The 21,319-nt window shown below is 66.4% G+C and carries 20 protein-coding genes and 1 tRNA gene; 11 read left to right on the top strand and 10 right to left on the bottom strand.

Going from position 1 to position 21,319, the window contains the following annotated elements:
- Both VL752_RS03350 and VL752_RS03345 read right to left on the bottom strand, forming a co-directional pair.
- Positions 1–914 (bottom strand): carbohydrate kinase family protein (locus VL752_RS03350; protein ID WP_325352324.1); only part of this gene is annotated, 914 nt, incomplete at its 3' end.
- Between the two features lie 65 nt (positions 915–979).
- Positions 980–3,040, bottom strand: coding sequence for a bifunctional aldolase/short-chain dehydrogenase (locus VL752_RS03345; RefSeq protein WP_325352323.1), 2,061 nt, complete (start codon positions 3,038–3,040; stop codon positions 980–982).
- Positions 3,041–3,164: 124 nt separating this feature from the next.
- On the opposite strand from VL752_RS03345, the gene VL752_RS03340 reads away from it, so the two are divergent.
- Positions 3,165–4,178, top strand: coding sequence for a sugar-binding transcriptional regulator (locus tag VL752_RS03340; protein WP_325352322.1), 1,014 nt, complete (start codon positions 3,165–3,167; stop codon positions 4,176–4,178).
- A 17-nt stretch (positions 4,179–4,195) separates the two neighbouring features.
- On the opposite strand, the gene aqpZ is transcribed toward VL752_RS03340, so the two are convergent.
- The 4 genes from aqpZ to VL752_RS03320 all read right to left on the bottom strand — a co-directional run bounded on the left by aqpZ (position 4,196) and on the right by VL752_RS03320 (position 8,226).
- On the bottom strand, positions 4,196–4,942 hold the full coding sequence (gene aqpZ, locus VL752_RS03335; protein WP_325352321.1) for an aquaporin Z: 747 nt from the start codon (positions 4,940–4,942) through the stop codon (positions 4,196–4,198).
- Positions 4,943–5,202: 260 nt separating this feature from the next.
- Positions 5,203–6,285, bottom strand: a complete 1,083-nt coding sequence (tal, locus tag VL752_RS03330) for a transaldolase (protein ID WP_325352320.1) — start codon at positions 6,283–6,285, stop codon at positions 5,203–5,205.
- 98 nt (positions 6,286–6,383) lie between these two features.
- Positions 6,384–7,379, bottom strand: coding sequence for a glucokinase (gene glk, locus VL752_RS03325; RefSeq protein ID WP_325352319.1), 996 nt, complete (start codon positions 7,377–7,379; stop codon positions 6,384–6,386).
- Between the two features lie 142 nt (positions 7,380–7,521).
- Positions 7,522–8,226: a helix-turn-helix transcriptional regulator gene (locus tag VL752_RS03320; protein WP_325352318.1), complete on the bottom strand. Its 705-nt coding sequence runs from the start codon at positions 8,224–8,226 to the stop codon at positions 7,522–7,524.
- 473 nt (positions 8,227–8,699) lie between these two features.
- Here VL752_RS03320 and VL752_RS03315 point away from each other — a divergent pair, with 473 nt between their 5' ends.
- From VL752_RS03315 to VL752_RS03285, 7 genes are all read left to right on the top strand, one after another.
- The gene (locus VL752_RS03315) at positions 8,700–9,938 is read left to right on the top strand and encodes a type III PLP-dependent enzyme (RefSeq protein WP_325352317.1); all 1,239 of its coding nucleotides are present in this window, start codon (positions 8,700–8,702) and stop codon (positions 9,936–9,938) included.
- A gap of 41 nt (positions 9,939–9,979) precedes the next feature.
- Positions 9,980–11,386 (top strand): homospermidine synthase, encoded by a 1,407-nt coding sequence (locus VL752_RS03310; RefSeq protein ID WP_325352316.1) that lies wholly within the window; start codon positions 9,980–9,982, stop codon positions 11,384–11,386.
- Positions 11,387–11,465: 79 nt separating this feature from the next.
- Entirely contained in the window at positions 11,466–12,167 is a 702-nt protein-coding gene (locus VL752_RS03305) for an ArsR/SmtB family transcription factor (RefSeq protein WP_325352315.1), read from the top strand.
- Positions 12,168–12,260: 93 nt separating this feature from the next.
- On the top strand, positions 12,261–12,590 hold the full coding sequence (locus VL752_RS03300) for an NIPSNAP family protein (protein ID WP_325352314.1): 330 nt from the start codon (positions 12,261–12,263) through the stop codon (positions 12,588–12,590).
- The gene (locus VL752_RS03295) at positions 12,587–12,937 is read left to right on the top strand and encodes an antibiotic biosynthesis monooxygenase family protein (RefSeq protein WP_325352313.1); all 351 of its coding nucleotides are present in this window, start codon (positions 12,587–12,589) and stop codon (positions 12,935–12,937) included. The genes VL752_RS03300 and VL752_RS03295 overlap by 4 nt, the downstream gene beginning before the upstream one ends.
- A 58-nt stretch (positions 12,938–12,995) precedes the next feature.
- Positions 12,996–13,069, top strand: a tRNA-Gly gene (locus VL752_RS03290).
- A 235-nt stretch (positions 13,070–13,304) separates the two neighbouring features.
- Complete coding sequence (locus VL752_RS03285) at positions 13,305–13,823, top strand: peptide deformylase (RefSeq protein WP_325352312.1); 519 nt, start codon at positions 13,305–13,307, stop codon at positions 13,821–13,823.
- Between the two features lie 182 nt (positions 13,824–14,005).
- Here VL752_RS03285 and VL752_RS03280 read toward each other — a convergent pair whose 3' ends face one another.
- Positions 14,006–15,235 carry an argininosuccinate synthase gene (locus VL752_RS03280; protein WP_325352311.1) on the bottom strand — a complete coding sequence of 410 codons (1,230 nt, stop codon included), beginning with the start codon at positions 15,233–15,235 and terminating at the stop codon, positions 14,006–14,008.
- Positions 15,236–15,321: 86 nt separating this feature from the next.
- Between VL752_RS03280 and VL752_RS03275 the strand changes: the two genes are divergently transcribed.
- The 3 genes from VL752_RS03275 to VL752_RS03265 all read left to right on the top strand — a co-directional run bounded on the left by VL752_RS03275 (position 15,322) and on the right by VL752_RS03265 (position 18,518).
- A complete protein-coding gene (locus tag VL752_RS03275) occupies positions 15,322–16,374 on the top strand; it encodes a DUF2125 domain-containing protein (protein ID WP_325352310.1) in 1,053 nt (350 codons plus the stop codon).
- A gap of 80 nt (positions 16,375–16,454) precedes the next feature.
- The gene (locus VL752_RS03270; protein WP_325352309.1) at positions 16,455–17,423 is read left to right on the top strand and encodes an Hsp33 family molecular chaperone HslO; all 969 of its coding nucleotides are present in this window, start codon (positions 16,455–16,457) and stop codon (positions 17,421–17,423) included.
- 12 nt (positions 17,424–17,435) lie between these two features.
- On the top strand, positions 17,436–18,518 hold the full coding sequence (locus VL752_RS03265; protein ID WP_325352308.1) for a hypothetical protein: 1,083 nt from the start codon (positions 17,436–17,438) through the stop codon (positions 18,516–18,518).
- Positions 18,519–18,522: 4 nt separating this feature from the next.
- Here the strand turns inward: VL752_RS03265 and VL752_RS03260 are convergent, their stop codons facing one another.
- The 3 genes from VL752_RS03260 to tldD are packed head-to-tail and all read right to left on the bottom strand — an operon-like array spanning position 18,523 to position 21,267.
- On the bottom strand, positions 18,523–18,930 hold the full coding sequence (locus tag VL752_RS03260; RefSeq protein ID WP_325352307.1) for a DUF2000 domain-containing protein: 408 nt from the start codon (positions 18,928–18,930) through the stop codon (positions 18,523–18,525).
- Positions 18,931–18,958: 28 nt separating this feature from the next.
- Positions 18,959–19,801, bottom strand: a complete 843-nt coding sequence (locus VL752_RS03255; RefSeq protein ID WP_325352306.1) for an AraC family transcriptional regulator — start codon at positions 19,799–19,801, stop codon at positions 18,959–18,961.
- 14 nt (positions 19,802–19,815) lie between these two features.
- Positions 19,816–21,267 (bottom strand): metalloprotease TldD, encoded by a 1,452-nt coding sequence (gene tldD, locus VL752_RS03250; RefSeq protein ID WP_325352305.1) that lies wholly within the window; start codon positions 21,265–21,267, stop codon positions 19,816–19,818.
- Positions 21,268–21,319: the final 52 nt, after the last annotated feature.

Here is a 21,319-nt window from a genome sequence, read left to right as displayed (position 1 = left end):
AAGTCCACGATCCCGGCATCCGAGCCGAGACCGCCTGCGACCAGCGCACCGCAGGCGCCGGCAAAGCGGGCCGCACGCTCGATGTCCCAGCCATGGGAGAGAGCGGCGATGAGGCCGCCGGTAAAGGCGTCGCCGCAGCCTGTCGTATCGACGACCCTGATGTCATGCGCGGGAAGCGTGAAACGGGTCTCACCGGTCGAGATGAAGGCGCCGTCGCCACCCATGGTCAGCACGCAGGTGCCGACGCCGAGGTCGTGGAAATACTGCGCAGCGTCCTCCGGTTTCTCGTGCCCGCAGAGGGCGGACGCCTCTTCGATGCTCGGCACGAAGTAGTCGACATGGGCCATGGCCGGCTTGATCTTCTCCATCAGCGCGGCTTCCGCGAAGATGAGATCGAATGTCGTGATGCGGCCGGCGGCCTTCGCCGCGGCCAGCAGGGCGCGCGTCGGCTCGCCGTCCATTTTGCCGAGCAGCCCATTGCCGCCCATATGGACGAAGCGGGCATCGAGCACGCGGGGATATTCCGCTTCGGTGATGAGCAACGCGTCCGAAGAGCCGCGCACATGCAGGCAGGGCCGCTCGCCATTCGGCCGTACGGCGAGGATGGAAGCCGCCGTATGCACGCCCTTGTAGCGCTGCATGGCGCTGGTATCGATGCCGAAGCCTTCCAGCGTCGCGCGGACGAAGAAACCCTTCTCGTCCTCGCCGACCGCGCCGACGGCGAGTGCCTTGAGGCCGAGCTTTGCGCAGTCGACGATGGTGCCGCCGGCGGTGCCGGCAACCGTCATGCGGATTTCATCGATGAAATCCGCGTTGCCGCCATCGGGGATGCGCCGCACGGGGCGCCCCAGGATATCGATGCAATAAAGTCCCACAACGCTTACGTCATAGGTCGGCTGTACTGTCTCGGACATGTTTCCGTTCTTTTGCCGTGAATTCTGTGATCCATCGGATAGGCGCAACGGTGTTTATTGTCTCATCATCTCAACATGGCGGCCACATTGCCGCCGTCGACCGTGATGATGTTGCCGGTAGTTTTGGTGAGCAGGGCCGAGGCAACGAAGGCCTGCGCCACGTCATCGGCCGTCACTTCCTCGCCGAGCAGGTTGCCGGCCATGTAGTCCGCCTCGGTCACGCCACGAGCGGCGGCGCGTGCCTCGATCATCTCCGGAGAAAGCAAGCCGGAGCGGATGCGGTCGGCATTGATGCCGTTGGATCGGATGCCGTCGCGGCCGTGCTCCAGCGCATATTGCCGGACGAGGGCGAGAAGGGCCGCCTTGGCGGTGCCGTAGGCTCCGAAATTGACCCCCGGATTGACCGCCTGCTTCGAGACGTTGAAGAGCAGGACGCCCCCGAAGCCCTGGGTCTTCATCGCCGCGACCGCGCCCTGCGCCATGGCCTGATGGCCGTAGAAGTTGAGCGCGAAGCTCTTCTGCAGCGTGCTGTCCGGCATCTCCGCCATCATGCCGGTGAGCGCTGACCCGGCGTTCGAGACGAGAATGTCGAGTCCGCCGAAATGGGAGAGGATCGCCGCGATGGCGCGGGCGGCGCTCGCGGGGTCCGTCACGTCGCAGCCGAGCGCAAGGGCGTGGCCGCCGATCGCGCGGGCCGTGGCTTGTGCGGCCGTCTCGTCCAGATCGAGCACCGCGACCTCGGCGCCCGCGGCCGCGAAGGCACGGGCCGTGGCGGCACCGATTGCGCCGCCGCCACCGGTAACGGCGACGATCCGGCGCGCCAGCGGCTTCTCGGCGCCCTTACCGAGTTTCGCCTGTTCCAGCGACCAGTATTCCATGTCGAAATGGTCGGCCTCGCTGATGGACTCGAAACGACCCACGGTTTCCGCGTCGAGTACGGCGTCGATCCAGGCTTCGGCGACGTCGGAGGAGACGCGGGCCTCCGCCGCCGTCTTGCCGATGCCGACAATGCCGAAGCCGGGAATTGCGAGGACGCGGGGCAGGGGATCGAGCGGCTTCTTGATGCCGCCCACGCGGGCATTGTGCCGCTCGAAATAATCCCTGTAGCACGCGATGAAGTCCGCAATCGCGGCCTCGGTCGCAGCACTCCAGATGGAAAGGTCCGTTGCATCGGCGGCGGGCAGGATGGCGGGGCCCGACTTGATGCGGATGACCTGCTCGGGGGTAGCGACCCCCCGCCTGCCGTAATCCGATAGGCCCGCACCATCGACGAAGCGCCGGATGCGGTCGCTCGTGCGGTGGTTGAGCAGCCACCGTTTGGCCGTGCCGGAAGGCGCCATCTTCGCCAGAATGCCCCGTAGGACAGGGAAAATGGCGCTGGCCCGCGCCGGCTCTGCGGGTAGCGAGACAGGGGCGAGCGCCGGGGTCTCCCGCGCGTTCTCCACGACGTAGCGCTCCATGAGCGTGACCATTTCGATCATCAACTCATAGGCCGCGCGGGCGGTTTCTCCCATGGTAAAGATGCCGTGCTTGGCGAGCAGCAGGCCTTGCACGGAGGGATCGCGGTCGAAGACCTCGGCCGCGGTCTTGGCGAGCTGAAAGCCCGGCATGATGTAGGGCACGAAGGCAACGCGCCCGCCGAAGATGCGCTGGCAGACCTCTTCCGCGTCCGGCAGACAGGCAATCGCGGTCGAGACCACGGAATGGGTATGGTCGATGAATTTATGCGGCAGATAGGCATGCAGCAGCGTCTCGACGGAGGGATTGGGCGCGCCCGTGTCGAGCAGGTTCTGACGCTGAGCGTTAACCATCCCTTCGTCCGAAAGGCGATCGAGGCCACGCAGGCGGTCCAGCGGCGCACGGCGCACGGCGGGATGGCCGTCAGGCTCGATCACCGCGAGGTCGCGGCCGCTGCCCTTGATGCAGAGCACGTCGACCATGTCGCCGTAGAGATCGGGCAGGCGGGTCTTCACCGAGGTATTGCCGCCGCCATGCATGACAAGCCAGGGCACGCTGCCGAGCAGCCGCGACGTGTAGGTGCGCAGCGCCAGATCCTCACCGATGCCCTGGGCGGCGTAATGTGCGACGCAGGCGCGTGCATCCTCATCGGACCAAAGACTTTTCATGCTATTCCACGCCGTGTTCCAAAACCCGCTTGCCGCGGCTGTTCTTCTGCGCCGAGACTAGGAGCGGCTGTAGACAGATGTCAATCTACTCTGACAAAGTTGTGCGGTGATGACGGAGCCCTTCATGCCCGACGCCAAGGACGCCGAAACAAAAACGCAGGCGCCCGTCCGCATGCGGCGGAACGCGCTGAGTGTGCCTGCGGAATTCGCGGGTGATGCAACCGTCTGGGCAGCCTGGCTCTATTACGAGGAAGGGCTGACGCAGGAGGAAATCTCCCGCACGCTCGGCATCTCCCGTGGCAGCGTCGTGACCATGCTGCAGGAAGCGCGCGAGAACGGCACGGTCTCGATCTCCGTCGCACCCCGCCATCTGCAGAGCGTGACCCTCGCCCGCGCGATCATGGAACGCTTCGGAATCGCCGAATGCCTTGTGGCGCCGGGGGATGACGGGCGCAGTGCCGACCACGAGCGGGTGGGCCGCGCGGCGGCGCGGTTGCTGGCGGAGAAGCTGCAGCCCGACGACGTGCTCGGCGTCTCCTGGGGGCGGACGGTGCTGGCACTCTCCCAGGCCATGCCGCAGCGGGATTTGCCGCAGGTCTCGGTGGTGCAGATCACCGGCAGCGCCATTGGCACCTATCGCTTCTCGGCCGAGGCCTGCGCTTCCAACATCGCCAACCGCATCGGCGCGCGCTGCATCTATCTGCATGCGCCGGGCATTGTCTCGAGCCCGGGCGTCAAGAGGATGCTGATGAAGGAGCCGACGCTCATCGAGCAGTTCCGGATCATGAGTAGCTGCAACCGCATCATCTATGGCGTGGGCAGTGTCGCCGCCTCCTCCACCGCCTTCGACACCGGGTTCCTGTCGCCGGAGGAGGCCGCACCCTATCTCGAAAAGGGAGCGGTCGCCGTGCTGGCAGGGCGCTTCATCGATGCCGCGGGTCGGGTGGTGCCGGGTGCGCTGGATGGGCGGCTGATCGGCATGACAGTGCCGGAGATCGCGCGCATTCCGGAACGCATCTGCGTTGCCGCGGGCCATGACAAGGCAGCGCCGATCAGCGCCCTGCTCACTGGTCGCTATGTGACGACGCTGGTGACGGACGAGCCCACGGCCCAGGCGCTGCTCGCTCTGCCGGGGTAAAGCCCGTCCGATATCGCCTAAACCCCGTGGCTCTCTTTAACCAGAGCCGTGGTCTCCGTGATCGTGATCGGTTCCCAGAGAATGCGTGCCAGCACGCCTGCGGCCAGCCCACCGAGCAGGGGCGCGAGCCAGAACAGCCAGAGTTCGCTCGTATAGGCACCGCCTGCAAACAGCGCAGGCCCGGTGCTGCGGGCCGGGTTGACGGAGGTATTGGTGATCGGGATCGAGACCAGATGGATCAGGGTCAAGGCGAGGCCGATCGGGATCCCGGCGAAACCCACCGCGGCGCCTTTGGACGTCGTGCCGATGATGATCATCAGGAAGAAGAAGGTGAGGACGAATTCGGCCAGGAAACAGGCTGGCATGGCGTATTTGCCGGGGCTGAGATCGCCGTAGCCATTGGCGGCAAAGCCTTCCGGGACCCAGCCCGGCTTGCCGGAGGCGATCAGATAAAGCACGGCGGAGGCGAGGAGCGCGCCGAGAACCTGCACCAGGATATAGGGCACCACGTGCTTGTTGGAGCAGCGCCCGGCGGACCAGAGCCCGACTGTCACCGCTGGGTTGAAGTGGCCGCCTGAGATATGGCCGACGGCATAGGCCATGGTGAGAACCGTGAGCCCGAAGGCCAGGGCGACGCCCAGGAAACCGATCCCGAGCTGCGGGAAGGCTGCCGAAAAAATAGCCGCGCCGCAGCCACCGAAGACCAGCCAGAATGTGCCGAAGAATTCCGCCGCCAAGCGGCGCTGCATGTCGGTCTGTAGCAAGACGGTCGCTCCTCCCTCCGCGGAAATCCCGATCAGCCTGCTTTTGGTTCGTGGGTCCGTCGCTGCCGCATGAGGAGGTTCAGCACTGAGACCATGCGGAATTTCTACCCAGGTCTTTTGCTACCGTAACAGTTGCCCATTTTGGTTAGGTCTGAGCCGGATATGAAAACTCCCTGCGCGGGAGCCGCGCAGGGAGGGAGAAGCCGGTCGGCGGAGCGGCGTCGTTCCTGACGAAGAACGACGCCTCAGGCTGGTCTCGGTCAGCTCAGGACTTTGGACTTGCTGTCGATCGCCGCCATCAGTTCGTGCCAGGACTTCACGAAGCCCTTGGCGCCGGCGGACTGCAGTTCCGTGGACAGCGCCGTCAGATCGACGCCGGCATCCTGATGCGCTTTCAGCACCTTCGAGAAGTCTCCGCCATCCGGCGTCAGCACGCCGGCCACTTTGCCGTGATCGGCGAAGGCGAGGAGCGTGCCTTCCGGCATGGTGTTGACGGTGTTTGGCGCCGCGAGACCGCTGATGTAGAGCGTGTCGGAGGCGTTCTTGTCCTTCGTGCCTGTGGAGGCGAAGAGCAGGCGCTGCGGACGGGCGCCGAGGTTCTCAAGGCGCTGCCAGCGGTCGCTGGCGAGCACATCGCGATAGGCCTTGTACGCCTGCTGGCCGATGGCAAGGCCGAGCGTGTTCTTGATCCCGGCCGGGACCTTGTCGGCGACCGAGGTGTCCCAGCGGCTGATGAAGAGCGAGGCGACCGAGCGGACATCCGGCGACTTGCCTTCGGCCACGCGCCGCTCGAGGCCGCGCATATAGGCTTCCGCGCAGGCGAGGTAGTGGTCGGTCGAAAACAGCAGCGTCACGTTGATCGGCACGCCGGCATAGATCGCGTCTTCGATCGCCGGCAGGCCTTCCGGGGTGCCCGGGATCTTGATGAAAAGGTTCGGCTTTGCCGCCTGGGCGTGCAGCTCCTGGGCCTGCTTCACCGTCGCCTGGGTGTCGTAGGCGAAGAGCGGCGAAACTTCGAGGGAGACGAAACCGTCCACCGTGCCGGTGCGCTCGTGGATCGGCAGGAAAAGGTCGGCGGCGCGGGAGAGATCCTGGATCGCCATGTTGAAGAAGAGCGTCTCGCCCTTGTGTCCGGCGTCGAGTTGGCGATGGATTTCCGCGTCGTACCAGCTGCTCTTGGAGATGGCGTTGTCGAAGATCGTGGGATTCGAGGTCAGGCCGGTGACGGACTTGGTCTCGATATAGCTTTTGAGCGTGCCGCTATCGAGGAGGTCGCGGGTGATATTGTCCAGCCACAGGCTCTGGCCGAGGGCGTTGAGGTCCTTGGGTGCGGTCGAAACCATGGATCGGGTCCTTCATCGGTTGCCGAATGGGCGTGTCGTCTCGTCTGGGTCCGGCACGTTGCAGCGCTCCAGGGCAGATTACACCCTTCGGGCGGCGATTACGACGCCGAGGCCGCCTGCTCCAGCCCGTAGATGGCGGCGCCAAGCAGGGCGGCATTGATCATGATGACATGTACCGGAACGGCCCTCAGCATATTGGCAAATCGGCCCTTAGCCGAGAAAGCCTGCATGAAGGCTCCGTCCTGCAGCTGCGGCACGAGGCGCGGCGGCATGCCGCCAGCAAGATAAATGCCCCCGGTAGCCATCACTTTCAATGCCAGATTGCCAGCTTCCGCGCCCCAGACGTCGATGACGATGCGCAGCGTCTCGGCGGCGAGCGGGTTGTTGTCCGGGTCGTTCAGCGCCGCGTCGACGATCAGTGGCGTGCGGTCCCGGGCGCCGTGCAGAGCTGTCGCGAATGCCGGCAGTTCGGAGGCCGGATCGCGGGAGCGAACGAAATCGTAAACATTGGGCAGGCCGGAGCCGGCGCAGACCCGCTCGTAGGCCGCGTGGCGGAAACGGTCCGTCAGATAGGACCAGAGGCCGTCCTGGATGTGATTGGTCGGGGCGAAATCGGTGTGGCCGCCCTCGGACTGGCAGGCGATGTATTTCTCGCCCGACCAGATGAGGAAGGCTTCGCCGAGGCCCGTGCCCGGCGCCATGACGCCGATCGCGGAATGCTCGACCGCGCGGCCGGCATTGATGACGGCGGTCTCCTCCGGCAGGAGATGCGGCACCGCATGGGCAATGGCCTTGAGGTCGTTAAGCAGCGTCACGCGCTCGAGCTTGAGGTCGCGCGCCAGGATCTTCTCGTCGAGATTCCAGGGGAGGTTGGTGAGATGGGCATGCCCATCGATCACCGGCCCGGCAACGTCGAAACAGGCGGAGGTCACTTCCGCGCGATGGGTCGCGAGGAAGGCCTCGATGATCGGTTGCAGCCCGGGAAAGTCCTGGCTGGGATACTCTTCCTCGGCGACGAATTCGCGTGGGCCTTTATCGGCCGAAATAAGGGCGAGGCGGGTTTTCGTCCCGCCGACGTCACCGGCAATGAGCATCAGGCAAGCTCCTCTCAGATCGGTGCGATCTGTATCCGTGAGCAAGCTTACGACTCAGGCACCGCATGGTTCGTCCACATCCGATCAGGCGGGCACCATAGCGCGAAGCGGCTGCAGGTCAAACGGGCGGCGGGCGCCGTTGTCAGGGGGTTTTCCGCCCTTTTCGGGCCATCGGCAGACCCTCTGCGCCGGCCATGACCCCCGAGGCGCGGAGCAGCATGGCGGCGAGCTGAGCCTGGGAGGAGGTGCCTGTCTGCTGCAGGAGCTTCTTGAGCCGGGTGCGCACCGTGCCGATAGGCAGGCTTTCGGTGGCGGCGAATTCGGCGAGGCTGCGACCGACGGCGAGGCTCTCGGCAAGGGCGGCGTTCTGCGGCGAAAATCCAAAGGCGGCACGGGACCAGCCGGCATCGAGTAGAAGAGGCGCGCGCAGTTCGGTGATGCAGGCGGTGACCATGTCTTTCCCCGCCAGCGGTTCGATGCGCATCAGCGCACTCGCCTCCTCCTGCCGCGTGAGGAAGCGCAGCAGGACCGGCTCATGCTTCTCGGCGCAGCGCTGCACCGCCTCCGTCAGCGCCGCCTCGTCATTGGTGCGACGGATAGCAAGCTTGCCGTGATTGTCGAAGAAGGCTGGCGAGCGCTGGAGAAGGAGCCTGCCCGCCGTGTTGCGGGCGAGGATGCGAGTGTCCGCGCCGAGCAGGAAGGCCGGGATGGCGAGCATGTCGAGCGCCCGATCGGCCGTGGCGGCGACGCCAAAGGTCTGCGCCGCCGGTTGCACGGCGGCTTGATGAACCGGGGTCGGTTGCCCGGATTCTTCGCCGGTCGGTCGCGTCGCGCGATCTGGCAACATTTAAATGGCCCATTAGGAACTGCCATCCTGCGACGCGACTTTCGCTCAAGGCAAGTCTTGGATCGAAGTTGCGCGGCAGAAGCATAACCGAGGGGCGAGATCGGCAATCCCATTTCGCGCAGGAGGCTCTATATCAGGCGCCGCGCCGCGATCCGGCGCAAGCCTTGACGCAACCCGCACGTGCCGCGAGCCCTTTAGGGCACAGCAACGACGTAACGCGTCCTTTTTGGTCCAACCGGTCCCAATACTGACCGGTGTCCTGAAGGGAAACGGATATGTTTTCTGTTCCGCACGGCGCGATGCTCCCTCATCGCACAACCGTCTGACGTTCCTGCCGGTCTGAGACCGGCCTGACCGTCTGCGCCCTCCGTTGCCGCCCGCGCTCTGCGCGCGGCGCCGGGTCCCCCTATCCACCGAACCTTGTTCAACACGTCACATTCGCAGGCAATTGCGGGTGTTAGGAGGATTGTCCGATGAGCCATTTCCGCCCCCGGAACCTTGCCCTTCCGCTGCCCGGCTCCGTTGCCACCACCCTCCGGCCGATGCGGGTGGAGGATGCCGTGCGCGTCCTGCAGCCGGCCGATCCGGTGCATTGCCTGCGCCCTGGCCTGCTCATCGCCACCGCCGAGCGCTTCGTGCAGAGCTTCCCGGGCACCACCCTCTATGCCGTGAAATGCAACCCGGAGCCCGCCGTGCTGCGCGCCCTCTGGGAGGGTGGCGTGCGCCATTTCGACTGCGCTTCGGCCGGTGAAGTGGCACTCGTGCGCGGCCTGTTTCCGGACGCGATCATTCATTTCATGCATCCCGTGAAATCTCGCCCGGCCATCGCCGACGCCTATCTTCGCCAGGGTGTGCGCGATTTCGTGCTGGATAGCGCGGCCGAGCTTGCGAAGATCCTGGAGGAGATCGGCGGTGCCGCCGATCTCGGCCTTGTCGTGCGCTTGGCACTGCCCAAGGGCGGCGCGCTCTACGATCTGTCGGGCAAGTTCGGCGCTGGCTTCGAGGAGGCAGTGGATCTGCTGCGCGCGGCGCGGCCGCTGGCGGCGCGCCTCGGGGTATCCTTCCACGTCGGCTCGCAATGCATGGAGCCGCTCGCCTACCGGCGCGCGCTGGCCCTTGCCGGGGACGTCATCCGCGCGGCCGGCGTCGCCATCGAAATCGTCGATGTCGGGGGCGGCTTTCCGGTCAGCTACCCTGATCTCGACCCGCCTCCGCTCGGCGCCTATTTTGCCGAGATCGAGGCAGCGTTCGATGAGTTGGATCTGCCGGCCGCCGAACTCTGGGCTGAGCCGGGCCGCGTGCTCGTGGCGGCCGGCACCTCCGTCGTGCTGCAGGTGCAGGCGCGGCGGGGAGAGGCGCTCTATGTGAACGACGGCGTCTATGGCAGCCTTTCCGATGCTGGCGCCCCAGGCTTCCGTTTCCCGGTGCGTCTTGTCCGCGCTGAGGGCAGCACCGCCGCCGCGCTCGCGCCCTTCGCTTTCTGGGGCCCGACCTGCGACAGCGCCGACTATATGAAGGGCCCCTTTTGGCTGCCCGAGGATATCCGCGAGGGCGACTGGATCGAGGTCGGTCAGCTCGGTGCCTATGGCGCTTGCCTCGCGACCCAGTTCAACGGCTTCGACCAGGCCGAAATGGTAGAGGTCACGGACGGGCCTATGCTGCAGACGCCGGGCCATCCCGGCGATGACCTGCCTCTGGCACTTGCCGCCTGACGGCCGCTTTTTGCCTTTCTTCCTCTTCGGGAGTCCGCCACGTGAAGCACGTTTCCTTTTCGGCTCGTCTGGTCATGGTCGGGTGCGGCAGTATCGGCCAGGGTGTTCTGCCGCTGCTGTTGCGCCATATCGACTTGGCGCCCAGCCAGATCACCATTGTGAATTCCGACGAGCGCGGCCGCGCGGTGGCTGAGTCCATGGGCGTGACCTATCTGGTCTCGCCTCTGACGCGGGAGAATTTCCGGGAGATTCTCTCGCCGCTTCTGGGCGCGGGCGATTTTCTGCTCAACCTCTCGGTTGATGTCTCGTCGGTCGCCCTCATCACATTCTGCCGGGAGCTGGACGCCCTTTATCTCGATACCTGCGTCGAACCCTGGGCCGGCGGCTATACGGACACCACACTTTCGGCGTCGGAACGGTCGAACTATGGCTTGCGCGAATCCGCCCTCGCCCTGCGCGAGAGCGGCAATGCCGGGCCGACCGCGCTCATCACCCATGGCGCCAATCCCGGCCTCGTCTCGCATTTCGTCAAGCAGGCGCTGCTGAACCTCGCACAGGACACGGGGCTGGTTACGACCGTGCCGACGACGCGGGCGGAATGGAGCGCGCTTGCGCAGACACTCTCCGTCAAGGTCATCCACATCGCCGAGCGCGATACCCAGGTCGCCGATATCCCGAAGGAGCGCGACGAGTTCGTGAACACCTGGTCGGTGGACGGTTTCGTGGGCGAGGGCTGCCAGCCGGCGGAACTCGGCTGGGGCACCCATGAGCCGGCCTGGCCCGCCGATGCGCGCCGCCATGCCTTCGGCTCGGGTGCCGCGATCTATCTGGAACGTCCCGGCGCCTCGACCCGCGTGCGCACCTGGACACCACTGGAAGGTCCTTTCCACGGTTTCCTGATCACCCATAACGAATCGATTTCGATCGCCGACTACTACACCGTGAAGAACGGCGAGGATGTCGCTTATCGCCCGACCGTTCATTACGCCTATCACCCGGCCGATGATGCCGTGCTCTCCGTCCATGAACTGGCGGGCAAGAATTGGCAGATGCAGAGCCGCACCCGGCTGATGATGGATGAGATCATTTCGGGGACCGACGAACTCGGCGTATTGCTGATGGGCCATGCCAAGGGCGCCTATTGGTACGGGTCCCGTCTGACCATCGACGAGGCGCGGTCCCTGGTGCCTTACAACAACGCGACCAGCCTGCAGGTGACGGCCGCGGTGCTGGCGGGCGTGATCTGGGCGATGGAAAATCCGCGCGCCGGCATCATCGAGCCCGACGGTATCGACCATGAGCGCATTCTCGAGATCACGCAGCCCTATCTGGGCGAGGTGGTCGGCGTCTATTCGGACTGGACGCCGCTCCGGGATCGCGGACGCCTGTTCCCGGAAGTGCTGGACGAGGCCGAGCCATGGGCCTTCGGCAATTTCCGCGTGGTCTGAGGCTCGGTCTGCTTGCTTCGGTGATGGCCGAACCATGGGCGCGGCGAGGGTGCTAGGTTCGGTCACCGGAGGACCCTCGATGGTGACCACAGTCTCTATCGCTCAGATTGGCGCGCTTGTCGGAGATCCGGCGCGCGTCGCGATGCTGCAAGCCTTGATGGACGGCCGCGCCCTGACGGCATCCGAGCTGGCGGAGGCCGCGGGTGTCACGCCGCAGACGGCAAGCGGCCATCTCGCCCAGCTTGCGGGCGGTGCCGTGGTTTCTGTAACCCGGCAGGGCCGCCATCGCTATCACCGTCTTGCGACACCCGAGGTCGCGCGCCTGCTGGAAAGTCTGATGCTGGTGGCCGCCAATGCCAGGCCGCTGCCGGTGCAGACGGGCCCGCGCGACGCCAAGCTCCGCATGGCACGAAGCTGCTACGACCACATCGCCGGCTGGCTCGGCGTGAGCCTTGCGGACGTCATGGTCGCGCGCGGCTGGGTCGAAGTCGCGGAGGATGGCGCGCTCGTCACGCCGGAGGGGCTGCACCGGCTTGCTGGCTTCGGCATCGGCGCGGCCGGCGTTGGCGCGGCCGGCGCCCGGCCGCTCTGCCGACCCTGTCTCGACTGGAGCGAGCGGCGGCCGCATCTGGCTGGCCGGCTTGGGGCCGCGCTCTACCGTCATGCTTTGGGAGAAGACTGGGTGCGGACGCGCGAGGGCTCGCGCGCGCTTGAGATCACGCCCGCCGGGTGGCGTGCGCTGCACGACCAGTTCGGCATCGGCCATCCGACGGGTGGCTGACCTTTCTCCCCGAGACGCCTCCGCTTCGGTCCTGCCCGAAGCATTGAGGCCGCAGAAGCGGTTAGGAAAGGCCATCAAAAAAGGGAGGCCCCGATGATCACCTGCTTCATCCGTTACGAGATCGACCCCTATAAGACGGCCGCCTTCGAGGCCTACGCCCGCAACTGGGGTCAGGCCATTCCGAGTTGCGGCGCCAATCTGATCGGCTATTTCGCCCCCCATGAAGGCTCTGCGACGACGGCGTATGGCGTCTATTCCGTCGAGGGTCTCGCGGAATACGAAGCCTATCGCATGCGGCTCAAAGATCATCCGCTCGGGCGGGAGAATTATGCCTTCAGCCAGCGAGAGCGGTTCATCCTGCGGGAGGATCGGATCTTCCTGCATCTCGCGTCCGCACCCCACGCACCCCTGGTGCGGCCATGATCGCGGTCATCTTCGAGGTCTGGCCGGCGCCGGGCGAACAGCCGCACTACCTCGACCTGGCGGCGGCGCTGCGGCCGGAACTGGCCCGCATCGATGGCTTCATCTCGGTCGAGCGGTTCGAAAGCCTCGCCCAGCCGGGCAAACTCCTGTCGCTCTCCTTCTGGCGTGATGAGGCGGCCGTCGCGGCGTGGCGCAACACGGCCGCCCATCGCGACACCCAGGCGAAAGGACGTGACGGGGTCTTCAGCGACTATCGACTGCGTGTGGCGGCGGTTCTGCGCGACTACGGGATGACGGAGCGCGCGGAAGCGCCGGCCGACAGCCGGGCGGCCCATGAAGGCAGGTAGGAATGAATTTCGGGCGCTTGCGGTCTCCGCCTGAAGGCGGGTATTGAGAACCGCATGGGCGGGCGTAGCATAGTGGTAATGCTCTAGCCTTCCAAGCTAGCTAGGAGGGTTCGATTCCCTTCGCCCGCTCCAGCCTTTCCGTTCTTCAGAACCGCCAGGACCGGACCCAGAGGGTGACATCCGCGCCTGCGGTCTCGCCGGCCGCCATGCTCGGTGGTGACGGCAGGATCGGTTGCCACGAAGATCAAGCCGTTTAACGCGACCATGGCGACCTCCTCTTCCCACAGAGGTTACAACAGGTGCCCCGCCGGGGGGTGGTGTTCGCCGGTGGCTCGCCTGCCGCGCGGTTTCTGGCTAGACCCGAGGCATGGCCAGCCAACCCATTGTGATCTTCCCCGACCCGCGCCTGCGCCAGAAGGCGGAGGCCGTGACCGCCTTCGACGACGGCTTGCGCGCCTTGGCGGACGACTTGCTGGAGACGATGCGCGCCGCCCCCGGCATTGGCATCACCGGGCCCCATATCGGCGCGCCATGGCGCGTGACCGTGCTGGAACTCACGCCCGGCGCGGTGCGGATCTACGTCAATCCCCGTATCCTCTGGCAGTCAGACGAGACCGCGCGGCATGAGGAAGGCAGCGTCTCGATGCCGGGTGTTTCCGAGATCGTGCTGCGGCCGGCGCGGGTGCGGGTTGTCTATCAGACACTCGACGGTGTCGAGGAGACCGAGGAGGCGGACGGCCTGCTTGCGGTCTGCCTGCAGCACGAAATCGACCAGCTCGACGGCATCTTCTGGCTCCAGCGCCTGTCCCGGCTGAAGCGCGAGATGGTGGCGAAGAAGTGGGAGAAGCGAGTCGTCAGAGGTCGCACGACGATACTCGCTAAGTGACAAGGCACGGCGAAATGCCGGAGGACTTGGACAACTGGTGCCGGAGTCGCATCGTCAGCAAACGGACGTTTTTGGGGGCGACCCTTTTTGAAAAAAGGGTCGCAAAACACCAGGGTGTTGATATCCGAGCGGGTCGATCCCCGGGACAAGCCCGGGGATGACCAATCAAAGAACGTGGAGGCTTACAGCCCGCCGCCCTTACGCCCGGCGGCAGCGCCGAGGCGGAGACGGAGAGCCTGCAGCTTGATGAAGCCCTGGGCGTCGACCTGATTATAGGCGCCCTGGTCATCCTCGAAGGTCACCACCTTCATGGAATAAAGGCTGTTCGGGCTTTCGCGGCCGATCACCGTCGCATTGCCCTTGTAGAGTTTCAGCGTCACGCGGCCGGTGACGGAGGCTTGGCTGGTATCGATCAGCGCCTGCAGCATCCGCCGCTCCGGGCTGAACCAGAAGCCATTGTAGATCAGTTCGGCATAGCGCGGCATCAGGCTGTCTTTCAGATGCGCCGCCTCGCGGTCCAGCGTGATGCTTTCCATGCCGCGATGGGCCGCGAGCAGGATGGTGCCGCCCGGCGTCTCGTAGATGCCGCGGGACTTCATGCCGACGAAGCGGTTTTCGACGAGATCGAGCCGGCCGATGCCGTTGGCCTTGCCGAGCGCATTGAGCTGGGTCAGCAGCGAGGCGGGCGAGAGTGCAACGCCGTTGATCGCCACCGCATCGCCCTGGTGGAAGTCGATGGTGATGGTGGTCGCCACATCGGGCGCCGCTTCCGGGCTGATGGTGCGCTGATAGACGATCTCGTCCGCTTCCACCGCGGGGTCTTCGAGGATCTTTCCCTCGGAGGAAGAGTGCAGAAGGTTCGCGTCGACCGAGAAGGGGGCCTCGCCGCGCTTATCCTTCGTCACGGGAATCTGGTTCGCTTCCGCGAATTCGATGAGCTTGGTGCGGCTGGTGAGATCCCATTCGCGCCAGGGGGCGATGACCGTGACATCCGGCTTCAGCGCGTAATAGGCGAGTTCGAAGCGCACCTGGTCATTGCCCTTGCCGGTGGCGCCGTGGGCCACCGCGTCGGCGCCAACTTCCTCGGCGATCTCGATCTGGCGCTGGGCGATGAGCGGCCGGGCGATGGAGGTGCCGAGGAGATACTGGCCCTCATACAGCGCATTGGCCCGGAACATCGGGAAGACGAAATCCTTCACGAAGGTTTCGCGCAGGTCGTCGATGAAAATCTGCTTCACACCCGCCATCTCGGCCTTGCGGCGCGCGGGCTCCAGCTCCTCGCCCTGGCCGAGATCGGCCGTGAAGGTCACGACCTCGCAGCCATAGGTCTGCTGCAGCCATTTCAGGATGACGCTGGTGTCGAGCCCGCCGGAATAGGCGAGCACCACTTTCTTCACAGACTTCGCGGCCATCTGGGTCTCCGGTCACTATCGATTGCGCAGAGGCATAAGCGCCGGGCGGGGTGGCGACAAGCGTCAGCATCGCGATATGGATGTGCATGAAGAAGCGGCGAAGCCTCAAGCGTTTCCTGGTCCTGCTCATCCTGCTGCTGCTGGTCGCGGGCGGGGCCTGGACCGGCATCTGGTACATCGTCAGCGGACGGCTGATCACCCACGTCCTCGCCTGGGAACAGGCACGCCAAGCAGAAGGCTGGACGATCCGCCACGATCCGCCGCGGCGGACCGGCTGGCCCATGGCGGCGGGGGTCGCGCTGGCCAATGTCTCCCTCTCCGGCGGCAGCGCCTATGTGCCCGGCGGGATGAGATGGGCCGCTGGATCGATCACTCTGGCGCTGGATATCCGGCATCCGAATGCTCTTTCCCTTGCCGTGACCGGTCGCCAGGTCCTGACCATTGACAGCGGCCAGCCGCTCGCCTTCCAGGCCAAGCGTTTCACCGGGCAGGCGGCGCTGCTGCCGGGGGATCGGGTCGGCCTCATGCAGTTCGCGGCCGAGGATCTTCTGGCCGCCGTGCCCGGCCAGGACCCGCACCAGGGCCAGGTGCGGCCCGCTTCCATCGCCCGTCTCGCGGCTGCCCTGCGCTTCCATGCCGCCGCCGATGCCAAGGCGCCGGCCTTGGCCGTCGCCGCCGAGTTCCACGACATCCGCCTGCCGCCTTCACATATGGCAGCACTCGGCAATCCCTCCCTGCTCGCGTTCGATCTCGCTTTCTCCGGGCCGGTGCCGGTACAGGCCGCCGCAGCCAGTGCCGCGAAGAACGGCGCCGCGTGGGTGCGGGCCGGCGGCAGCATGACCCTGAACCGGTTCCACCTCGGCGACGGGCCGCTGACGCTCGATGCCCAGGGCCTCTTCGGCCTCGATTCCAGCCTTCGGCCCGAGGGTCAGATCACGGTGCAGGCCCGTGGCCTCGGGCCCACGCTGGACCGGCTGGCGGCCAGGCATGTCATGACCGTGCCGGAAGCCCGCGCCATGATTGCGGTGCTTGGTATCCTCACCCCTGCTTCGGGAACTGGCGTGCTCGCGGCGCCCGTCACGCTTCATGACGGAGACGTCAATCTTGGGCCCATTCCCCTGTTACGGCTGCGGCCTTAAAGCCTGTCCCATGCGCGGGGAGCGGGAATTCGCGCGAGGCGGATGGCGAAACGGCGCGAGGCCCCTTAATTGGGATGGTTATGAACGAATTTCCTGCCTTCCTCGATAGCAGCCGGCCCGAAGTGCCGGATATTGTCGTGCCGCGCGGTGTCACGCCTTTCTTCCTGCCGGGCCGGCCCGTGCGTGGCCGGCTGGTGCGGCTTGGCGCCCTCGCGGATGCCCTGCTTACGCGGCATGAAAACGAGGACCGGGTGACGGAGCTCGCTGGCCGCGCGCTGGCGCTGACGGCCGCCCTCGCGACCGCGCTCAAATTCACCGGCACCTTCAGCCTCCAGACCAAAGGGGACGGGCCGGTCAATCTGCTGCTGACGGACTGCACTGACCAGGGCACGCTGCGCGGCTATGCGCGCGCCGAGGCCTCGGCTTTGGCGCAGCTTCCCGATCTGGAGGCAGCAACGGATGCCGATCTGCTGGGCCAGGGCTATCTCGCCTTCACCGTGGATCAGGGACCCGAGACCGAGCGCCATCAGGGCATTGTCGGCATCGAGGGGCCGTCCCTCACCGACATGGCGCTGCATTATTTCGAGACGAGCGAGCAGCTCAGATGCGCGCTGCACCTTGCCTGTGGCCGGACCGCGAATGGCTGGCGGGCGAGCGCCCTCATTCTTGAGCGCATCGCCTCGGGCGGCGAGGCCAATCTCGACCTCTCCGAGGAGGAGCAGGAGGAGGCCTGGAACACGGCGGTCACCCTGGCCTCGACCATCTCCGAGCAGGAATTGCTGGACGACACGCTGCCGGCGGAGACCGTGCTCTACCGGCTTTTTCATACCGAGGGCGCCGCGGCCGACCTGCCGCGCGCACTGGGCTACGGCTGCCGCTGCTCGCGCGCCAAGCTGAACGGGATTCTCGAACGCTTTTCCCCGGATGAGCTGGATGAGATGGCGACCGGCGCCGATATCGTCATGACCTGCGAGTTCTGCAACATCGACTTCCGCTTTCCTCGCGCCGATCTGCGCGGCGGCGCCCCATCCTCTTCGCCCGATCAATAGGAGACTGCCACGGTGAGACGCTCGATCTTCCGCCCCATGCTGCTCGGTGCCAGTTTCGCGCTGCCGCTCCTGCTAGCCGGATGCGGCGGCGATGAGGGCGTGCCCCAGACCTTTCCGCCGCTGCGCTATAACTACCTCGCGCCGATCTCGCTCAACGTCGCCACTATTCAGACGAATGTCCGCTACGTCCCGGCGCAGGACGGATCCAATCTGGATGGGACCAGCCCCGAGGCGCCGCTGCAGGCGCTGGAGCAGATGGTGCAGGACCGGCTTGTGGCCGGCGGATCGGGAGGCACGGCCGTCGTCACCATCAATGCCGCCTCGCTCAACCAGGTGAATGACACGGTTGTCGGCAACATCTCGCTGCGCCTGAGCGTGACCTCGGCCGATGGCCGGCAGCGCGGCTATACGGATGCGAGCGTCACCCGCACACGCACCATGCCGGACGACACGAGCCCGGATGCGCTGCGGGCCTTCCTCTATTCGATGACCCAGGATCTGGTGAACGCCGAGAATGTCGAACTCGAATATCAGATCCGGCAGAACCTGCCGGGCTGGCTGGTGGGTGGGAGCTCGGCCGTCATCGGTGGGCCGTCCGCGCCGACGCCGGTGCAGGCCGTGCCGCTTGGCGGACCGGGCAGCGGGCCCGCGACCGGCAGCGTCACGCCCAGCGTGGTAACGCCGATGCCGAGTACTCTCGGCGCTCCCGCCGGCATGACGGCGCCAGCGCCGATGCCGCCGAACACGGAGACCATGCCGGGTGGCAGCCTCGGCATCCCGGAAGGCAACCCGGTGCCGACGGACCAGAACTTCTCTGCCCCGGCCGCGACCAGCGCGGCTCCCGGCGCGCCGATGCCCCTGACCCCGGCGGTGCCCGCGACAGCACCGGCCGCTGGAACCGCCGCCGGCAGCAGCGGCAACACGACCTATCGCCTGGTGCCGGCGCAGCCCGGTGGGACAGCGGCCCCGTCAGTACCGGCGCCTGCTGCCCCCGCCCAGACGACCACCACCACAACGACGACGAAACCTGCGGCCTCGCCCTCCTCCTCGGGCACAAGTGCGCTGCCGCCGCTCCCGGCCGGCATCACCCCCTGATCCATCACGGGTGCAGCGACGCACCCTTGATGGCTTTGTCCACGTCCCGGCGTGGGCCGCGCAGCGCGAGGCCCACGAGATCCGGCGCCTCCGCTGGCTCCGCCCGAAAGGCGGCGCGATTGGCGGCGTCGTGTCCGGTCTCGAACATCGCGCGGACATAGGCGGCACGGTTCAGCCCCCGCTCCATTGCCTGGGCGAAGGCGCGCCGCAGGACCGGGCTCGTCGCTGCGAAGATCAGAATGGGCTGGCCGAGTAGCCGACCATGCGGCCGGCCGAGGGCATCGTCATACACTTCCCCCATCGCTTCCGGTGCCGCCGCCGCAATTCCGGTCGCGAGAAAGGCCGTGACGTTCAGCTTCTGCCATTGTGCCAGATCCTCCAGCACCAGAATGGCGACCTTGGTATCGAACATTCCCTCTCCCTTCCTGGGAGGCGGGACTTCAACCGATCGCTGGGCGTTTGTCTGGAACGCCCGTGCAGAGCGCGCGATAGGCACCGGGTGTTATGCCAAAGGCACCGCGGAAGCGGCGGCCGAGATGGCTCTGGTCTGCGAAGCCGCAATCGGCGGCGACGACGGCGGGGCTGAGGCCTTTGGCCAGGAGCCGCCGGGCGCGGACCAGGCGGATCTGCAGGTGATAGGCATGAGGCGCCGAGCCGAAGGCGGCACGAAAGGCGCGAGCCAGCTGGAAGCGGTCAGCCGCACCCGCCGCCCGGGCCAGGGCATCCGCACCGATGTCTTCGCCGATCGCCTCGTGCAGCTTTGCGCGCGCCCTGCGGGCGATACGCGGCGCGGTGTGGGTTGGATTCATCCGGCTCGGCCGCAGCAGATGGGGACGCAGATGGGCAAGCACGGCATCGAGTGCGGCGTCCCGGCGCAGCTGCTCATTGGGGATGCGTAGGCTGTCGCAGGCAATGCGAATGGCGTGGCCGAGGGCCGGATCGTCACAGACGCTCGCGGCAAAGCCGGGATCGTTTTCCGCTTCGTCCCTGAGCGCCTGCTTCAGCCAGGTGCGCGGCAGATAGAGCATCCGGTAGGAAAATCCATCTGCCGAGCCAGCCTGACCGTCATGGGCCTCCTCCGGCTCGATGAGGATGACACGTCCAGGGGTGCTGACCCGGCGCGCACCCCGGCAGTGGAAATCCTGAATACCGTGATCGGTGACGCCGATCAGCCAATCGTCATGGCGGTGGAGGTCATAGGCATGGCCCATGAAGCGCGCGCGAATGGCTTCGATGCCGCTTGCCGCGTCCCGCGCCAGAGTGAGGCGATCTCGCGGCAGCACGGAGGTCGGGCCGCTTAGCGGGCCGTGCCGCCCACCGTGAGGCCGGCCATTTTCAGATGCGGCTGGCCGACGCCCACTGGCACGCCCTGGCCCTGCTTGCCGCAGGTGCCGATCCCGGGGTCGAGCGCCATGTCGTTGCCGATCATCGTGACTTTGGTCAGCGCGTCCGGCCCGTTGCCGATGATCGTCGCCCCCTTCACCGGGGCACCGACCTTGCCGTCCTCGATCATGTAGGCCTCGCTTGCCGAGAAGACGAACTTGCCGGAGGTGATATCCACCTGGCCGCCGCCGAAATTCACGGCATAAAGGCCGCGCTTCACCGAGCGGATCATCTCCTCGGGTGTGTGTGCACCGTTCAGCATGACCGTATTGGTCATGCGCGGCATGGGCGCATGGGCGTAGGACTGACGGCGCCCGTTGCCGGTAGCGCGCATCTTCATCAGCCGCGCATTCAGCCGATCCTGGATATAGCCGACCAGGATACCGTCCTCGATCATCACGGTGCGGCTGGTGGGCGTGCCCTCGTCATCGACCGTCAGGCTGCCGCGCCGATCGGGGAGGGTACCGTCATCGACGACCGTGACGCCGGGGCTCGCGACCCGCTGGCCGAGAAGCCCGGCAAAGGCCGAGGTCTTCTTGCGGTTGAAATCGCCTTCCAGCCCGTGGCCGATCGCCTCGTGCAGCAAGATGCCGGGCCAGCCGGCGCCCAACACCACTTCCATTTCGCCGGCAGGGGCGGGGACACTGTCGAGGTTGAGCTTCGCCTGGCGCAGGGCCTCCTCGGCCGCCGCGCGCCAGACGCTGCCGTCCATGATCTGAGCATAGGAGAAGCGCCCGCCGGTACCGAAGCTGCCGGTCTCCCGCCGCCCGTCCTGCTCGACCACGACCGAGACGCTGAGCCGCACGAGCGGGCGGAGATCGGCGACCCGTCCGCCATCGGCGCGCAGGATCTGCACCGCCTGCCATTCGCCGGTAAGCGACGCCATGACCTGGGTGACCCGCGGGTCGAGGCTGCGAGCGAAGGCGTCGATTTCGGAGAGGAGGGCCGCGCGGGTGCCAAATTCAGTGGAGCGCAGCGGATTGTCGCCGCTGTAGAGGCGCTGGTTGGTGGCCTGAGGAGCGACGCCGATCTCTCCGCTATGGCCTGAGCGGACGGCGCGTACGCTGTCTGCGGCGCGGCCAAGGGCGGCTTCCGAAATCTCGCCGGCGTGGGCGTAGCCCGTCGCCTCACCCGATACCGCGCGCAGGCCGAAACCCAGCGCGGTATCTGAACTGGCGGTGCGGATGCGCCCGTCTTCCAGCGCCAGCGCCTCGCTCTCGCGGTATTCAAGGAAGAGTTCGCCGTCTTCCGCGCCGGCGAGCGCCTCCTGCACCAGCCGTTCGGCGGCGGCACGGTCGAGCGTGCTGCTCTCCTGGCCGAAGAAGAGGCCGTCCGTGGTTTCCAAGGGGGTGGCGGAGGGCAGCATGGCGAGAGACCTTCAATAATGGGCGAGGGGGCGCTGATCTATGCGCCCGCCC

The organism is Acidisoma sp., from assembly GCF_035492295.1.
Taxonomy (GTDB): domain Bacteria; phylum Pseudomonadota; class Alphaproteobacteria; order Acetobacterales; family Acetobacteraceae; genus Acidisoma.
Note: the sequence above shows the minus strand (reverse complement) of the source record. Positions and strands in the feature narration are given on the sequence as shown.

Excerpts from the sequence above, each read along its gene's own strand:
- VL752_RS03300 (WP_325352314.1), top strand. The coding sequence starts at position 12,261 with ATGATCACCTGCTTCATCCGTTACGAGATCGACCCCTATAAGACGGCC.
- VL752_RS03275 (WP_325352310.1), top strand. The coding sequence starts at position 15,322 with ATGAAGAAGCGGCGAAGCCTCAAGCGTTTCCTGGTCCTGCTCATCCTG.
- VL752_RS03270 (WP_325352309.1), top strand. The coding sequence starts at position 16,455 with ATGAACGAATTTCCTGCCTTCCTCGATAGCAGCCGGCCCGAAGTGCCG.
- glk (WP_325352319.1), bottom strand. The coding sequence starts at position 7,379 with ATGCTCATTGCCGGTGACGTCGGCGGGACGAAAACCCGCCTCGCCCTT.
- VL752_RS03285 (WP_325352312.1), top strand. The coding sequence starts at position 13,305 with ATGGCCAGCCAACCCATTGTGATCTTCCCCGACCCGCGCCTGCGCCAG.
- tal (WP_325352320.1), bottom strand. The coding sequence starts at position 6,285 with ATGGTTTCGACCGCACCCAAGGACCTCAACGCCCTCGGCCAGAGCCTG.
- VL752_RS03280 (WP_325352311.1), bottom strand. The coding sequence starts at position 15,235 with ATGGCCGCGAAGTCTGTGAAGAAAGTGGTGCTCGCCTATTCCGGCGGG.
- tldD (WP_325352305.1), bottom strand. The coding sequence starts at position 21,267 with ATGCTGCCCTCCGCCACCCCCTTGGAAACCACGGACGGCCTCTTCTTC.
- VL752_RS03340 (WP_325352322.1), top strand. The coding sequence starts at position 3,165 with ATGCCCGACGCCAAGGACGCCGAAACAAAAACGCAGGCGCCCGTCCGC.
- VL752_RS03260 (WP_325352307.1), bottom strand. The coding sequence starts at position 18,930 with ATGTTCGATACCAAGGTCGCCATTCTGGTGCTGGAGGATCTGGCACAA.
- VL752_RS03305 (WP_325352315.1), top strand. The coding sequence starts at position 11,466 with ATGGTGACCACAGTCTCTATCGCTCAGATTGGCGCGCTTGTCGGAGAT.
- VL752_RS03295 (WP_325352313.1), top strand. The coding sequence starts at position 12,587 with ATGATCGCGGTCATCTTCGAGGTCTGGCCGGCGCCGGGCGAACAGCCG.
- VL752_RS03315 (WP_325352317.1), top strand. The coding sequence starts at position 8,700 with ATGAGCCATTTCCGCCCCCGGAACCTTGCCCTTCCGCTGCCCGGCTCC.
- VL752_RS03320 (WP_325352318.1), bottom strand. The coding sequence starts at position 8,226 with ATGTTGCCAGATCGCGCGACGCGACCGACCGGCGAAGAATCCGGGCAA.
- VL752_RS03345 (WP_325352323.1), bottom strand. The coding sequence starts at position 3,040 with ATGAAAAGTCTTTGGTCCGATGAGGATGCACGCGCCTGCGTCGCACAT.